The sequence below is a fragment of the Photobacterium sp. Hal280 genome (genome assembly GCF_037162255.1).
GTDB lineage: Bacteria > Pseudomonadota > Gammaproteobacteria > Enterobacterales > Vibrionaceae > Photobacterium.
In genome coordinates this window covers 411,225-425,352 of the sequence record NZ_JARLUO010000001.1, presented here as the reverse complement: position 1 = coordinate 425,352, position 14,128 = coordinate 411,225, and the positions used below count along the sequence as shown (strand labels likewise).

Sequence of the window (14,128 nt, the reverse complement as noted above, 5' to 3'; positions counted from 1 at the left end):
TTGGGTGGAATATCAACTGACTCTCAGTTGCTTATGTCAACAGACTTCAACGATCTGGAGGCTTTCGTGTATCGCTCATTACTTTGTACTCTGATTGGCCTGGCTTCAATGGGTGCGAATGCTATTGAATACCAACTCCCTTCTGACGGCAGCAAGCTCGTCGGTGCTGTGGAGTATTACCAGGTTCCCGAGAATGAAAAAGAGAGTATCGCTGATATAGCGAATCACTTTGACGTGGGCTTTTTAGCTGTGATGGAAGCGAATAAAGGGGTTGACCCTTTTCTGCCTGAGCCAGGCACTATGCTGACCATACCGACCAGGCTGATATTGCCTGATGTACCGCATGAAGGCATCGTGATTAACCTTGCTGAATTGCGTTTGTACTATTTCCCGCCGGGTAAAGACTCTGTGTATGTGTTCCCAATCGGTATTGGCCGAATTGGTCGCGAAACACCTGTGATGACAACGTCAATCAGTCAGAAAATCGTGGGGCCAACCTGGACACCGACGGCGAACATTCGCAAAGAGTATCGGGAAGAACGCGGTATTGAACTGCCTACAGTCATTCCGGCGGGCCCGGATAACCCACTGGGTGAGTACGCGATGCGACTTGCTCACAGCCGCGGTGAATATCTGATACACGGTACAAACAAAGACTTTGGTATTGGTATGCGTGTCAGCTCAGGGTGTATCCGTATGAACCCGTGGGATATTGAGTGGTTGTTCCCGCAGATCCCGAAAGGCACGAAAGTGCGGGTGATCAACCAACCGTTGAAAGAAACCCGTGAGCCGGATGGCAGTCTGTATGTTGAGGTTCACCAGCCACTGTCTAAATCAGAGTCTGAAGCAGGGCAGGCGAAAGTGGTCAAACCAAGCAGTGCGCTTGTTAATGCTGTTGAAAGTGATAAACAAGCGATTTCGCGCCTGTCTCAGGCATTACAATCGCAGGAAGGCGTCCCCATCGCGATTGATTAATCAAAGCGCCACACGGGCTGTGAGGCAGCCTGTGTGATAGCGGTCTTAAAGCCCCTGTTTTCCTGAAACCAGAATTCAGACATAAAAAAAGAGTGGAGCTGATAGCTCCACTCTTTTTGTCGTTTGTATTACTTACGATACGAACTAGCCATGTTGTCAATACGCTGGTTAGCACGCATTGCTTCCTGGTAAGCAGCATCTGCAGAAGCACGAGCGTCGTTAACGGCGCCGGCCATCTGATCTTGCTGACTTTGCAGTGCACCCACTTGGTCAGAAAGCATGTCTACTTTATTGGTTAGTTGTTGCATCTGATCTACTTCATCTGAGCTTGAACAGCCAATCAAAGTTGCACTCAGAATGATACCAGTAAGGATAGATAATGAACGGTTCATTTTTCTTTCTTCTCCTTTGTTTTGCCACTACAGACCGAGTGTAAAAATTTATCAGTCGGCAGAGTTAGTATGGCATATGTTATTCAAATTGCTCATCCAAGAAGCTTTTTTCCCAAAAAAATTCTCTCAAAGACGAGAAAAAGCCCGTGAACGACAGCAAGAATGCGGCCTTTCGCCGTTTGAGTCAATGCACGCTATGTGAATGATATGTCAAATCTTCTTCATTAATTCTCATTCAAGAGACGTTCATTCCTGTCAATAGCGTCTACCAGGATATTGGGATTTAAAGTGTGAGGCACTTTTTCTAACAAGGTGCCGTCGGGCTTTAACAGATAAAAGTACGAACTGTGATCGACGGAATATTCTAATGCTGAATCTTCCTGTTTGGTTTTCATAAAGAGGACGCCATACTTCTTCGCCAGTAATTGGGTTTGCTCCATCGTCCCCGTCATACCCGTAATATTCTGATGGAAGTATTGCGCGTATTGAGCACTTTTTTCAGGTGTATCCCTTTCTGGATCCAAAGTAATAAATACAGGCCAAACTTTATTTAATTCATCCTGGGAGATGGCTTTCAAAGCAGCACCCAAAATAGCCAGAGATGTTGGGCAGACATCCGGGCAATGCGTGAAACCAAAGTAGACAACGCGCAGGCGCTTATCACTGGTATTGAACAAGTCGACAGATTCTTTACCGCTCTCGAGCTGGCCGCTCGACTGCTGAGCTTCTGCGACATTGTCGTCATGGCTGTCAACGAGGTAACGGGTGGCCAGGCCAGCAATCAAGGCTACGGCCAGAATTATCCATTGAAATTTCACTGTGTCATCCTTAGGGAAACGTAGAGAGGTGTAAGTGAGCCGGAATCTGAGGTGATCTTGCCTTGCCAGGTCATCGCATCCTGTGTACAGAAAGGCAGCATGAGTTCACCAGAAAAGCTGTCATCCGGTTGCCGGGTTAATTGTAGCTGATATTGTCCCATCATCATTTCATGGCCTTCCAGGGTGAGAAGAAGGGTATCCGTCTCTTCTGGCAGTTCAGGCCAGCGAATGGTCATTGTGGTGGGTTGCAGCGGGTGGACAATATTGTCGCTCAGCATGATGCTGGCATTGTTCTGAAGGCAGCTTGCCTGACTCAACTCGCAGGCCTGTGCGCTGTCATAAATCGACTCTGAACGGAAGAATGCTGGCAGCCACTCGAAGGCTGCAAAGCCCAGGCTGAACATCAGGATGAGCTTTACTGGCATTGACCAATGCGTTGCGAAAAGCTTGTGGGACATCGGTTTCTCGCGTAAGTATCTTGTTATCAATTAACTGCGATATGGTATCACGCTTTTTGTGGTGCTCGCAGCTGCGATAAACAAAGGCTGCCACAGATGGCAGCCTTTGTATTCACTCAGCGGTTAGTCCGCAGCAAATTTTTCCAGTCCCCACACCAGCACTATCCCGAGTAGCATGGCAATGACTGCATAGCTAAGGAGCGCTGGCTGGCCGGTAACCTGTTCAAAGCTGAATGGCGACAGGTTGTGTTCAAGCAGGGGCACTTGTTCTCCGCTGGAGTTGGTGCGCCAGCTGATGGTTTCTTTCCACGGCCAGACTTTATTCAGTGTGCCGAGCATCAGGCCTGTCAGGAAGGTCAGCGTGAGATCGCGATAATGTCTGAGCAGCCAAGACAGAATATGAGAAAAGCACAGCAGGCCGAGCACACAGCCCGTAGCGAAAAGCCCCAGTGTCCCCAGTTGCAGCGATTTAGCCGCCGCGAGGATAGGGCCATACATGCCCAGCAACAGTAAAATAAAGCTGCCGGAGATCCCGGGCAAAATCATCGCACAAATCGCAATGGATCCTGCTATTACTATGTTGATACTGGTCGGCGCCATATCAATAGGGTGTAAAACAGTGATGCCATACGCAAACGCTGCACCAGCAATAATGCACAGAACCCGAGTCATTCGCCAGTGCTGAACCTGCTTAAACATATGAACCGCAGAAATCAGAATCAGGCCAAAGAAAAAGGACCACAGCGGGATCGGGTGTGTATGGAGCATCCAGGTGATCACTCGCGCCAGTGTCAGGATACTGGTGAGAATACCGGTGAGAAGCACAATCAGAAAACCCGCATTGATGTGGGTAAGCACTGCGCGGATTCCCTGTTTGCGCCACAGCGGGATCAGGCTGGGGTTGATGCGTCTGATGCTTTCCAGCAGTGTATCGTAAATACCGGTGATAAAAGCGATTGTACCGCCGGAAACGCCGGGAACGACGTCTGCCGCGCCCATCGCCAATCCCTTAAGAAATGTAAAAACGTTACTCATTTGATTCAGGCATAGTTGTTATGAAAGTGAAGGCATTATACCGACTTAGTGTCAAAACGGTATGAGCACTTTGTTGAGTTCAGGCGGAAAATGTAACGGCAGATGAGTCTGTCTGAAGCCTGTCGCTGTCAGCAATTGGTTAATTGTCTCAAGATTCGATCATGATTTGCTGCTAATTTGCTTAACTCTAAAGTATGGGCCTGTACGGTTCATGCTTGATTAAAGGTGAGCAAGATGAAATGGAACAGTGTGAGGTTATCAGCGCTGGTGGTTTCCGGAGTATTGGTCGCAAGTGTTCAGTCGGAAGGTTTACTGATGTCTTATGACGAATATATGGAGCGGTGCACCGAAACGTACGGCTCCGACAGGACAACCATCAGTGTCTGCGAAAACCAGTATCTGACGATGTATGCCAAAGAGGAAGAGGTAACAGCACAAGCGGAAACACAGGTGCCGGATACCGCTCCCTCCTCAGATGCTTCAGCACCACAGTCCTCTGTACCTGAGACAGATACCGAGCAACCGGAATAAACTCAGGTATTCGTTGCCGGACTCAGTGGCAGGGTCACGGTGACAGTGACACCCAGACAATCATGGCGGTTTCTGATTGCGATTTGCCCTGCGTGATACTCCACGATCAGCCGTGCGATATACAGGCCAAGCCCAAGATGGGGTTTGTCCTGATGTGCCTGGCTGCGCACAGACACCATGGAATGCAACAGTTGGTCGGCCATATCATCGGGTAAAAGCGGCCCCTGATTGCTGACAGTCAGTGCGGCTTGTTTGTCAGTTTGTGACAGTGTGACGTCAATCTGACTGTTCGGGTGGCTGAATTCAACCGCGTTAGCAATCAGTTTGTCCAGTAGCTGAGCCAGAAAGTCGGGTGCTCCTGTGATACGGACCGGGCTTTCCGGCACCTGCACATGGAAGTCTTGCTCTGCAAAGGCGAACTGATAACCTTGCATACAGCCGCTGATCAATTCATTCAGCGCAAACGCTTCCATGTCTGCTCCTTGCAGACTTTGTTCAATGCGGGTGGCTTCTGTCATGCTGGATAAAATCGTACTCAGCCTGCGAATACCTTCCTGTGCCCGTTCGATATAGCGCTGTTCTCCAGGATTGAGGCTGGACATAGAAAGGTTATCCAGCGAAGAGCGCACGACGGCAACGGGTGTGCGCAGTTCATGTGACAGCCGCGAGGACAAATTTTCCAGGTAATGGTTGTATTGTCCGAGCCGGTTCACCATGTTTGCCAGGCTGCGGGATAAATCGCCGACTTCATCTTTTGACGCAGACGCAGTGATCGCTTCTCGAATCCGTCCCTGAGCATCGATTGACTGCTCTGCCTGATCGCGCAACCGCCGGATACGGCCTGATAGGCTTGAGGCAAACAGGAAAAGAATAATGGCAGCAATGGTGATAATCGCCAGCAACACGTTAAAGAGTTGTTCCAGAGCCCGGTTCTTCAGGGTTTGAACACCTTGGGTCGACTCTTCAGCAACGACGGCTCCCATCACTTTGTCGTCCAGCCAGATGGGGTAGGCCGCGGACAGAATCATGGCTTTGCCGTCACTCGATGGCCGCCAGTGGGCGTAACCGCGTCCCTGCAAGGCTTGATCAACATTCACGCCTGTGATGAGTGCGGGATCGGCGGGTTTGTCGTCAAACGGGGTAGGCTCTGATAAGAGGAAGGTGTAATAAAGCGGGCGCAGCAGGTGTTGATCCAACCAGGAGCCTAAACCATGCTCTTCTTCATCATAGCGAACCGACGTTGCCCATACTCCGTCTGAATGCCGGATATCGCCGGATTGCGCCAACACACGCTGATGACGATCCAGCACCCAGATACGCGAACTGCTGTGCCCCATGCCTTTGACTATGCGCTCAATTTCCGGTGAGGGCAGCAGCACAGTGCCCAGATCAGCCGCCGTTTTGCTATTGGCTGTGCCGATGATGGTCTCAACATCGCGGTGGGTATCGTGGTTAACATCATAAACAGACACCGAGAGTCGTTGGCCGAGCTGTGACAAGGGCATGCTGAGTTCCAGCGAGTAGCCATCCTGCCTTGGTTGCCACTGTGCTGTAATCAGATTCGTGGGGGAAAACAGGTTCGGCTCGTCAAGCTCATCGGTGATCAACCAGGCCGAGGTCTGGCCATTCTCTTCAAGTGCTATCAGGTAACGCTCAAATTCACCTTGTGGCGTTGTCAGTGCCAATATCAGATGATCGTTCCTGTCGACCTGATGACTGTTAGCCCGGCGCAAAACGGTGTGCCTGTCCTTCACTTTCATCGCAGCATAAAATTGCTGGCTGTATCGCCCGGTAATCAGATAGAAATCGGTTTGTCCCTGCTGGTAAGGGCGCTGGCTGAATCGGACATACTGACGCCCGTAGTAATGCATTTTGGCATCAAGATCCTCAGGCCAGTCTGTTAGGCTTCCGTCAATGGTGATTGAGCCGGGCAGATCGTAGACGTAAAGATCGCGGCCATGCTGAACCCGAGGCAGAAAGCTGGCTTGCTGGCTGAACAGCGCAGGCCGTTCGTTCAGTGCGGTGGCGATGGCTCTGGCAGTGCCAATCAGGGTTTGTTCCTGTCCCTGACGGAGCAGTTTTTCCATTTCGAGAACAAACCGGTACCCGAACCAGGGCAGGGTGAGCAACAGACTGGCGATGATCACGATCTTAACGCGAAGACCGGCGGTAAGTCGTACGGTCAGGCTCCCCATCGGTATCCCATTCCGTAGACAGTATGAATATGATCAAAGCCGGCATCATGCTGGGCAAATTTTTTGCGTATCCGTTTGATGTGGGAGGTGATAGTACTGTCATCGACAACGACATGGGCATCCTCCATCAAATCCTGACGACTTCTGACATGGCCCGGACGTTTTGCCAGCGCGTACACCATCCAGAATTCAGTCACAGTTAAATCTATGTGCTGCTCCTGCCAGAAGATCTGCATTTTGTTCTGGTCAATGGTCAAAGCTCCCCTGTGCAGCAGTGTCTCTTCTGTGGCAGGGGCCGACATCAGTTCACTGCGCCGGAATAAAGCAGCAATCCTGGCCATTAAATGGGGCAGGCTGATGTCTTTGGTGAGATAGTCATCGGCCCCCATTCGTAACCCGCATACCGTATCAAAGTCGCTGTCACGCGCAGTCAGAAAAATGATGGGAACAGTGGGGGAGAGTGCGCGTAACGACTGACACAGTGCGAATCCGCCGTCTATCTCATGGCCCAGGCCGATATCGATGATGGCCAGATCGGGCAGTTTGAGTTCGAACGCTTGCTGGGCTTGCTGGCGGTCAGCGTAGCCCTGCACCTTGTAACCGTGCTTTTTCAGCACATCCATGTAGTTTTCACGAATCGCCGCTTCGTCTTCAACAATGGCTATATGTTTCATTGATTGCTTCATCATTCACCCTGGAGATGACTGACTATACCTGAACTGACAAGCTAAAAAAGTGCAAATCCACCTTCAAAGTCAATTGCCATAATCTTGCCACATTTGATCAGCACATTGCCTTTTTCTCTCCCTCTTATTGCCTGAACACTTTGTTTTAATTCTCTCATCGGCAAACGAGCGCTGCATTCACGGCCTCAGATGCTTTTTCGGATAACACAGAAATGATGAGGAAAATCAGATGAACGACATGATGAAAAAACAGGCGCTTTCTTTTTTGGTTGCTACAGCTATTCTGGGTGCCAGCACTCAGGTTCATGCGGGCCAGCAGAGTACCGCAAACGCTGAGCCGGTTGCCCAGCAAGAGCAATGGATTGGTATGGGGTCCGGTGCCGCAGTCGGAGGCCTGGTGGGTGGTCCGGTCGGCGCCGTGATTGGTGCCATGGTCGGCGGGATTATGGGCACGGCCGTTGGCCAGGAAGATTATATCGCCAGCCAGACAGCGCGTTTGAGTGAGCAGCAAAAAACCATTGTTGCTTTGAATGAGCGTAACGCCGAGTTAGAGCCTGTACTGAACAGCTATCAGGAAATGCAACATGAAATGGCCAGCCTGCGCGAGACACAACAGAAGCATGATATGGCGTTGGCCATGAATGTGCACTTCCGAACCGGGTCTGCGGTGATTGAACCCCATTTTCAGGCTCAGCTGGATGAAATCGCAGAACTGATGAAGCAATCGCCGGAAATTAACTGGGAATTATCAGGTTATGCAGACCGTCGTGGCGGCGCGGAACGTAACCAGGCGCTTTCAGAAGAGCGTGCCACTGCCGTCAGGGATTATCTGGAATCTCGTGGGGCGAACCCATTGCAAATCGTCACCATTGCTCATGGCGAAGAAGAGCCGCTCAAAATGGATGAAAGCTGGGAGTATGACTTCTTTGATCGTCGTGTGACCTTGCGTAGTCATCAGGGACCAGTTCAGACAGCACAGTCGCATTAAGGGGGAGATATGACATCAACGGCCCATTTTACGCTCAGCAGTTGCTTAATACCGATAGCGGTTATGGTGATGTTTACGATGCAGTTAGCGATGAAAAGCGACGAGAGTACATTCTCAGTCAGTCATCAGATTGAGGCGAAGGGATTCAATGATGGTATCTGGCAAGATATGGACAGTATTTCAACGAATCAGTAATTTGGCTGAGCATCAGGGGAGTCGGCTTGGACTGGCCCCTGATGCCTGGCCGGGAGCACTGCTGAAGCTGACATTACTGCATCTGAGTCTGGTGTATTGCTGAACAGATAAAGCGTTATTCATTGTTGTCTGTTAAACGTTGTCACCAAACTTTGTGAGTAAGCCCGTGACAAATTACACGGGCTGCTTTAAGGCTTCTCTCAGTCTGTCCTGAACCACTGCAACCAACAGATCCGGCTGGAATTTAGAAATGAAACGGTTACAACCGACTTTATCGACCATCGCCTGATTAAAGCTTCCGCTGAGCGAGGTGTTCAGCGCAATGTACAGATCTTTCATCCGCTCATCATTGCGGATTTCGTGAGTCAGGCGATAACCATCCATTTCCGGCATTTCAGCATCGGTGAACATCATCAGGATCTCATGATTCACGTCTTTTCCTTCATCGCACCAGCCTTTGAGAATTTCCAGTGCTTTTTGCCCATTGATGGCTTCAATGATCTCCAGGCCGAGCTGAGACAAGGTATCCCTGATTTGTGCCCTTGCGGTTGAAGAGTCGTCGACAATCAGAATTTTGCGTCCATGAAACTGGCTGACTAAATGCTGATCGAGAATATCGTCAGAAATGTCTGTGTTGTATGACACAATCTGAGCCAGTACCTTTTCCACATCGACGATGCTGACCAGTCTCTCAACACCTTCTCTGTTGATTCGTGTAATGGCGGTCAGATAATTGTTTTTACCCACCTGACTGGGTGGCGGCTGAATATCCTGCCAGGTCATATTGGCAATATTCATCACTTGTCCGACGAGAAAACCCTGAACACTACGATTGTACTCAGTAATGATGAGGTTGGTTTCAGCGCTCTCTTCCGTTGCTCTGACACCAATCGCCTTTCGTAAATCAATGATTGGAATCGATTGTCCGCGAATATTGGCGACCCCGCAGACACTGGCATGACTGCCTGGCAGCGAATGCAGATGCGGCTGTTTAACGATTTCACGGACTTTGAACACGTTAATCGCAAATAATTGAGCAGAATGAAGCCGGAAAATCAGCAATTCGAGGCGGTTCTCTCCAACAAGCTGAGTACGAAGATCGACTGCATCAAGAATGGTCGTCATAAAATGTCCGTAAATGTGTTTTTTGTTCTGAATTTCAGCAAATTATAGAGAGAGGGAGCCAATATTCCTAACGAAGGTTACAAAGGTAAGAGCAACATCCCAGTTTCATAAGGCATGTGCCGGAAGCAACGTGTGTCGAGCTCGTTTTTTAGCGCTGCCGTTCAGGTTGGTCACACTTTTCACTTTGTTGAGCTCGAAAATGAAAATTCAGTATTAGATGCTGCTTTACATGAGAAATATGACGTTATGATATTGATTTTCCATGATAGTGCCACTCAAATTCTGAATTTTATTTTTCAGATATGGTCTTTGTAGCGATATCCTGCTGCTGTCAGATTTGTTAACGATTTTGTAACTTTTTTCCGGAACTTGTTTCCTGTTAGGTGTTTATAATGTTTCAGAATGTAAATGACTGAAATTGAAACATTTTAGTTACAATCCTGAGAGGTGTAATCTCTATTAAACCGCCACAAAACCTGAAACAATAGCCGCAAAAGGGCGCTCCGGGGAAACTGTTGGCGCTCGCTGTCATTAAGCTCGGGTTTTTGAGTGAGGTTCTTATGAAGTTCTTGATTATTCTCGCTGTATCGGTTGTTGCCGGTGTTTTCTCAGGGGAACATCTTCATTCATTTATGGCCGGTTTTGGCATCGCATCTCTGGCGGTAGGTACGGCCTATTGGCTGGCATTCCGGGCGACACGTTATCCTCAATTGGCATTCATGCTGCTGCTAACCGGGTTAATGGCGAAGATGGGTGTCACTGTCGCAGGGGTCATGTGGGGCCTGGAAAATCAGGTGATTAACTCACCTCTGGTGTTTGCTCTGTCATACCTATTCTTTTCGATTGTGGCGACTTACGGCTACTTTAAGCTGCGCGAATATCAGCTTACCCGGCTTGAAACGGTTAAGTTTGCCAACGCATAACACAGAAAGGGCCACAGATGAGTGGCCCTTGTCTTTTTTGCACCACGAACATTCAATACCGTCGCTTTAAAGGTGATGCCGCAACCCCATCTGCACCGTGCCTTTGACTTGCAGATCTGCAGTCAGTAAGGCCAGATTGGCTTTATATCCTGTTCTGACCCTTCCATAGTGTGTATCCAGCCCCAGTGCTTTGGCCGGGTACAGGCTTGCCATCCGCAATGCCTCTTCTTTGCTGACACCCACATGATTCATCAGATTATGAACACCTTGAATCATGGTGATGGCCGCACCGGCAATGGTGCCATCGGCATAATGGCATTTACCGTCCGTGACATAGGCCTTGGTACCTGCCATATCATATTCTTTGAGGTCGGTACCCGCAGGCGTCACAGCATCTGTGACCATGAAAAGCTTCTCTCCCAACAGCTGGTGAGCGATTCTGATTGAGGCGTAATTGACATGAATGCCGTCGACGATAATGCCGGCGTGCGGTTTGTGATCAAAGATATAGCCGACCGCACCTGGCTCACGAGAGTCCAGGGGACTCATTGCATTAAACAGATGCGTCGCCATCGTGATGCCGTGTTTGGCTGTGTAGTCGGTATAGCGGCCATTGGTATGGCCCATCGACACGATAATGTTCGCCTCTGTCAGTTTGTGAATCACCGATTGCTCACAAGACTCAGGCGCCAGGGTGATGACTTTGATGCAACGGGCATGGCTGATGAGGTACTCAGCCGTTTGGTCATCAAGATCCCGGATACATTGTTCCTGATGGGCTCCTTTCTTCTGAGGGTTGATGAAAGGGCCTTCTAAATGCAGCCCCAGCACTCCTTCAGATTCCGGGTTATCCATGCTTTCAATTAACGTAATGACTTCGCTGAGTGGTTCGGCTTCGCTGGTGATAAAAGTGGGAAGATATTGGGTGGTCCCGTGGCGAAGGTTGGTGGCATTCATGGTATCCAGAGTGGATTTGGCGATCTGAGTGTTGAGCAAGACGCCGCCACAACCGTTTAGCTGAATGTCGATGAACCCTGCGGTGGCCAGTAATCCTGACCCGTCCAGACAATCGGTCGGGAGTAACTGCCGGGACTTGGCTTCCGACATGGGCATGACGGCAGAGATGGTGTCTCTGTCAATAAAAATGGCTTGATCTTCAGTAATCGTGTTGCCATCGAACACGCTGATGTGGGTTATGGCGTACATGGGCCGGACTCCGATAATGCAGAGGAGGAGAGAAAGCTATGGCTATCTTATTTTTTTATGAAAATAAGATAGCCTGCATTGAATCCGGGATCAATTTCTCAATGAGATTAATGTTAACTTTGTGACTTAATTATTTGATGAGGCTTAAGATCTGCCTGAAGCTTTCGCCTTCAGCGACGCCTTGTAGTTCAAACAGGACCATTTCTGTGCATGAGACAGAGGCGCCCGCCTGTTGCATGCGATTCAGGGCGACGGTTTTGTTTGCCGCATTCCGCGAAGAGACAGCATCAGAAACGACTTCGACATGGTAGCCTTTACGAAGTAAATCCATGGCGGTTTGATAGACACAAATGTGCGCTTCTATGCCGACCAGCAGCACGTTCTTACAACCTGTAGAAACTAAAGCATCCATAAATGCCACCGACTGGCAGCCGCTGAAGCAATTTTTGGCGATGGGGGCCTGATCGGTGAGATGATCCGCAATCTGAGGAATCGTGGGTCCGAGCTTATCGGGTAACTGCTCTAACCAGATAATGGGTAATTGAAGGGCTTTTGCCCCTTGCGTCATTACTGACAGGTTCTGATAGAGAGTGCCACTGTCTGACATCAGGCTGGCCAGCTTTCCCTGAACATCAACGATCACCAGCACGGTTTTATTGCGATCCAGCATAGGAATGTCCTTATCTTAAATTCACCGTTATGTGCTTTTACATGAAAAGTTTAGCGGTGATTGCTCAGTGTTTGTAGGGCTGACCTTGGTTCGATTTGACCATAAAGTCAAGCCGGTTTGGTCTGTTGCCTCTTCCTTAAGCTAAAATACTTTGATGAAGTTGATCCAAGCGAAAAGCCTTGTAACTTGTTTCATCTTTACATTATGGGTAAATGACGGAACAATGAGCCGATATTGAAACGTACCTGAAAAACCATGACTGAAAAAAAATCGAATCCTTTTACTGATCTTATCTTCAATGTCATCGTACCGTCTGTGGTACTGATGAAGCTGAGTGGCCAGGAACAACTGGGCCCTGTTAATGCATTGCTACTGGCACTGGCTTTCCCGATTGTGCTGGGTGGCTATGAGCTGATCAAGCACAAGAAGTTTAATTTCATTTCGTTACTGGGCTTTGTCAGTGTATTGCTGACCGGTGGAATAGGTTTACTTGAACTTGATAATCAATGGCTTGCAATAAAAGAAGCCTTGATTCCCGGTTTGATTGGACTTGTGGTGTTTGTCTCTACATTCACGAAGTATCCAGTTGTCACCAAAATGATTTTCAATGATGCCGTTCTGAATCTCTCGCTGATCAAAGAGAAACTGACGCAAAACGGTAAGCTGGGTGAATTTAACAAGTGCCTGGCACAGTCTAATTATCTGTTTGCCAGCACGTTCGTGTTCTCCTCAATCATGAACTACGTACTGGCCACCACCATAGTGACCAGCCCGGCAGGGTCAGAAGCTTTTAACGAAGAGCTGGGTGAAATGACGCTGCTGAGTTATCCGATGATCGCGATTCCGTCCATGCTGATGATGTTCGGTATCTTTTATTACGTCTGGCGTTCTATCCGGCGCATGACCAATCTTGAAGCGAACCAGATTTTCAAGATGCAGTAATACAGCGAAGGGCTTACCACTGAGTAAGCCCTTTTTATATCTGCGTATCACAGAGTTGATGACGGTCTTGTTCGCAGATATCGGGCAAAACGAGGGATCTGGTTTTGTGTAAACCCGTTATATCTGATGGTGACGATACTGCCGATTTCAGGGGGAACGGCACGATCTGCATCTGAAAAACCTGTCCCGATTTTGAAGGGGGCAGAGCATCCACTTTTACCCAAAGCGCTCCCATTAACCCCTGATACTTCCCTTTCCCGGGCTCGTAGCCGACAACGACAGCTTCTGTATCTTCGTAGCGTTTTATTTTCACTAAGCCGTCTGATCGTCCTGAAATATAGGGCTGCGAAGCAAGGTGTAACATGATGCCTTCACCGCCATCGGCTTCTATTTCTGACAGCCAGCTGTTGACCATGGCGATGGAGGGCAGTTTTCGCTGCTCTATGATGTGGGTGTAGGGATGACTTGATGCATTGACCAGTGCGGTGACATGGCGTCGGCGCTCATCAAATGAACCAGGATGTGCAGGGGCATCAAAGACCATGAATCGAATCTTTTCCCATTGCTCAGGGTTTGGCGATGAATCCAGTACTGTTTGTGATACCAGATGAAAAGCATCTCTACCGGCCCATAATTCGCCTTCCAACACTTCATCAGGCAAGCCTGCCGTGAACCAATGTGGTGCATGAATCGTGTGACCTGTCCGGGTTTGCAACTGATGGCCATTCCAGTGGGCACGAATACCATCTAATTTTTCGCTGACCCAATAATCGATCATTTTTGTACCGATTGGGAGCAGAAACGCGTCATCCTGCCAGACAGCTGAAGTGGCTCTCATGGTGAGTGTTTCTTTGGCATAACTGATTGGGCTCAGCATTAAGGTGATGATGATCGCCAGCTCAGATTGCTTCATGTTCATTTCCTCCGGGGCTACAAGGGCAAAAAGTAACCGGACACTGTCATATCCTGAGTGTATTCCGAGGGGAAAA

Annotated in this window: 16 protein-coding genes; 6 read left to right on the top strand and 10 right to left on the bottom strand. The window is 49.1% G+C overall.

Features of this window, described 5'->3' with window-relative positions; genetic code table 11:
* Nucleotides 1-33 precede the first annotated feature (33 nt).
* Nucleotides 34-975 (top strand): L,D-transpeptidase family protein, encoded by a 942-nt coding sequence (locus tag P4S53_RS02100; protein ID WP_442958636.1) that lies wholly within the window; start codon nucleotides 34-36, stop codon nucleotides 973-975.
* Between the two features lie 128 nt (nucleotides 976-1,103).
* On the opposite strand, the gene P4S53_RS02095 is transcribed toward P4S53_RS02100, so the two are convergent.
* The 4 genes from P4S53_RS02095 to P4S53_RS02080 all read right to left on the bottom strand — a co-directional run bounded on the left by P4S53_RS02095 (nucleotide 1,104) and on the right by P4S53_RS02080 (nucleotide 3,678).
* The gene (locus P4S53_RS02095; RefSeq protein ID WP_027251090.1) at nucleotides 1,104-1,367 is read right to left on the bottom strand and encodes an Lpp/OprI family alanine-zipper lipoprotein; all 264 of its coding nucleotides are present in this window, start codon (nucleotides 1,365-1,367) and stop codon (nucleotides 1,104-1,106) included.
* A gap of 224 nt (nucleotides 1,368-1,591) precedes the next feature.
* The gene (locus P4S53_RS02090; RefSeq protein WP_337111155.1) at nucleotides 1,592-2,185 is read right to left on the bottom strand and encodes an SCO family protein; all 594 of its coding nucleotides are present in this window, start codon (nucleotides 2,183-2,185) and stop codon (nucleotides 1,592-1,594) included.
* A complete protein-coding gene (locus tag P4S53_RS02085) occupies nucleotides 2,182-2,610 on the bottom strand; it encodes a hypothetical protein (protein WP_337111153.1) in 429 nt (142 codons plus the stop codon). The genes P4S53_RS02090 and P4S53_RS02085 overlap by 4 nt, the downstream gene beginning before the upstream one ends.
* Nucleotides 2,611-2,766: 156 nt before the next feature.
* Nucleotides 2,767-3,678: a DUF368 domain-containing protein gene (locus P4S53_RS02080; RefSeq protein ID WP_337111152.1), complete on the bottom strand. Its 912-nt coding sequence runs from the start codon at nucleotides 3,676-3,678 to the stop codon at nucleotides 2,767-2,769.
* Between the two features lie 234 nt (nucleotides 3,679-3,912).
* Here P4S53_RS02080 and P4S53_RS02075 point away from each other — a divergent pair, with 234 nt between their 5' ends.
* Nucleotides 3,913-4,209 carry a hypothetical protein gene (locus tag P4S53_RS02075; protein WP_337111151.1) on the top strand — a complete coding sequence of 99 codons (297 nt, stop codon included), beginning with the start codon at nucleotides 3,913-3,915 and terminating at the stop codon, nucleotides 4,207-4,209.
* A gap of 2 nt (nucleotides 4,210-4,211) precedes the next feature.
* On the opposite strand, the gene pdsS is transcribed toward P4S53_RS02075, so the two are convergent.
* Both pdsS and pdsR read right to left on the bottom strand, forming a co-directional pair.
* Nucleotides 4,212-6,404, bottom strand: a complete 2,193-nt coding sequence (gene pdsS, locus P4S53_RS02070) for a proteobacterial dedicated sortase system histidine kinase (RefSeq protein ID WP_337111150.1) — start codon at nucleotides 6,402-6,404, stop codon at nucleotides 4,212-4,214.
* Entirely contained in the window at nucleotides 6,392-7,078 is a 687-nt protein-coding gene (pdsR, locus tag P4S53_RS02065; RefSeq protein WP_337111149.1) for a proteobacterial dedicated sortase system response regulator, read from the bottom strand. Before pdsR ends, pdsS begins: the two co-directional genes overlap by 13 nt.
* 241 nt (nucleotides 7,079-7,319) lie before the next feature.
* On the opposite strand from pdsR, the gene pdsO reads away from it, so the two are divergent.
* Both pdsO and P4S53_RS02055 read left to right on the top strand, forming a co-directional pair.
* Entirely contained in the window at nucleotides 7,320-8,078 is a 759-nt protein-coding gene (pdsO, locus tag P4S53_RS02060) for a sortase-associated OmpA-like protein PdsO (protein ID WP_337111148.1), read from the top strand.
* A gap of 9 nt (nucleotides 8,079-8,087) precedes the next feature.
* Nucleotides 8,088-8,273, top strand: a complete 186-nt coding sequence (locus P4S53_RS02055) for a hypothetical protein (protein ID WP_337111147.1) — start codon at nucleotides 8,088-8,090, stop codon at nucleotides 8,271-8,273.
* Nucleotides 8,274-8,447: 174 nt separating this feature from the next.
* Here the strand turns inward: P4S53_RS02055 and P4S53_RS02050 are convergent, their stop codons facing one another.
* The gene (locus tag P4S53_RS02050) at nucleotides 8,448-9,398 is read right to left on the bottom strand and encodes a chemotaxis protein CheV (RefSeq protein WP_337111146.1); all 951 of its coding nucleotides are present in this window, start codon (nucleotides 9,396-9,398) and stop codon (nucleotides 8,448-8,450) included.
* A gap of 560 nt (nucleotides 9,399-9,958) precedes the next feature.
* Here P4S53_RS02050 and P4S53_RS02045 point away from each other — a divergent pair.
* Nucleotides 9,959-10,321 (top strand): NADH:ubiquinone oxidoreductase, encoded by a 363-nt coding sequence (locus P4S53_RS02045; RefSeq protein WP_337111145.1) that lies wholly within the window; start codon nucleotides 9,959-9,961, stop codon nucleotides 10,319-10,321.
* A gap of 66 nt (nucleotides 10,322-10,387) precedes the next feature.
* Here P4S53_RS02045 and nagA read toward each other — a convergent pair whose 3' ends face one another.
* Together nagA and P4S53_RS02035 are read right to left on the bottom strand one after the other, a co-directional pair.
* On the bottom strand, nucleotides 10,388-11,527 hold the full coding sequence (nagA, locus tag P4S53_RS02040; RefSeq protein ID WP_337111144.1) for an N-acetylglucosamine-6-phosphate deacetylase: 1,140 nt from the start codon (nucleotides 11,525-11,527) through the stop codon (nucleotides 10,388-10,390).
* Nucleotides 11,528-11,657: 130 nt separating this feature from the next.
* Nucleotides 11,658-12,197 (bottom strand): hydrolase, encoded by a 540-nt coding sequence (locus P4S53_RS02035; RefSeq protein WP_337111143.1) that lies wholly within the window; start codon nucleotides 12,195-12,197, stop codon nucleotides 11,658-11,660.
* 255 nt (nucleotides 12,198-12,452) lie between these two features.
* On the opposite strand from P4S53_RS02035, the gene P4S53_RS02030 reads away from it, so the two are divergent.
* On the top strand, nucleotides 12,453-13,139 hold the full coding sequence (locus P4S53_RS02030; RefSeq protein ID WP_337111142.1) for a VC0807 family protein: 687 nt from the start codon (nucleotides 12,453-12,455) through the stop codon (nucleotides 13,137-13,139).
* 34 nt (nucleotides 13,140-13,173) lie between these two features.
* On the opposite strand, the gene P4S53_RS02025 is transcribed toward P4S53_RS02030, so the two are convergent.
* Nucleotides 13,174-14,052, bottom strand: a complete 879-nt coding sequence (locus P4S53_RS02025; protein WP_337111141.1) for a DNA ligase — start codon at nucleotides 14,050-14,052, stop codon at nucleotides 13,174-13,176.
* Nucleotides 14,053-14,128 lie beyond the last annotated feature (76 nt).